This window comes from Methylobacterium sp. WL18 (genome assembly GCF_008040015.1).
GTDB classification, from domain to species: Bacteria; Pseudomonadota; Alphaproteobacteria; order Rhizobiales; family Beijerinckiaceae; genus Methylobacterium; species Methylobacterium mesophilicum.
The window spans coordinates 1-786 of the sequence record NZ_VRVD01001132.1; the positions used below are offsets into that span (position 1 = coordinate 1).

A 786-nucleotide genomic window follows, 5' to 3' on the forward strand; every position below is an offset into this window, starting at 1 on the left:
GCGGCCGGGACGCCGCGCCCGCTGCCGGGCCGCATCGATCCGCGCCCCGTCCTCGGCGGCTTGGCGCTCGCCCTCGTGCTCGGCACTCTGCTTGCGGCACCGCTGCGCAGCCTTCTGCGCCGCGCCGCCGCGTCCCTCTCCACCACCAACCTCACGCGTTTCCGGAAAGCCTGACCATGCGTCGCGTCCTCGCCACCCTCGCCATCCTGTTCGCTGCCGGCACGGCCTCGGCTCACGGCCCGACACCCCAGAAGGTCGATCAGACCATCACGATCCGGGCGGATCCGGACGCGGTCTGGAAGGTGGTTGGGCCGTTCGGCGGCATCGGCGCCTGGCATCCGGACGTGGCCAAGGTCGAGGCCACCGGGGGCGACGGTTCGGGCGCCATCCGCAAGGTCACGCTGAAGCGCGGCGGCACCCTGGTCGAGGGCCTCGACGAGTGGAAGGGAGCCGAGCGCACCTATTCCTACCGCATGTCCGATCCCGATCTCGACGCGCTGCCGGTCTCGTCCTACTCGGCGACCGTCACGGTGACGCCGGAGGGCGATGGCGCCAAGGTCGAGTGGATGGGCCGGTTCTACCGGGGCGATACCGGCAACGAGCCGCCCGAGAATCTGAGCGATGCCGCCGGCAAGGAGGCGATGAACCGCTACTTTGCCGAGGGGCTCAAGGGCCTGAAGGCGAAGCTGGAGAGCGGGCCGCAGCGATGAGGCCGGTGCGGCGCCTGATCCTGCTCGCGGGCCTGTCCCTCGCCGCCGGGCCGGCGGCGGCGGACTCGGTCTGGGT

At 72.0% G+C, this 786-nt stretch carries 1 protein-coding gene; it reads left to right on the plus strand.

Going from position 1 to position 786, the window contains the following annotated elements; genetic code table 11:
- The first annotated feature begins 176 nt into the window (after window positions 1–176).
- Window positions 177–710, plus strand: a complete 534-nt coding sequence (locus tag FV228_RS31345; protein WP_147857932.1) for an SRPBCC family protein — start codon at window positions 177–179, stop codon at window positions 708–710.
- The last annotated feature ends 76 nt before the right edge of the window (window positions 711–786 follow it).

Excerpts from the sequence above, each read along its gene's own strand:
- FV228_RS31345 (WP_147857932.1), top strand. The coding sequence starts at position 177 with ATGCGTCGCGTCCTCGCCACCCTCGCCATCCTGTTCGCTGCCGGCACG.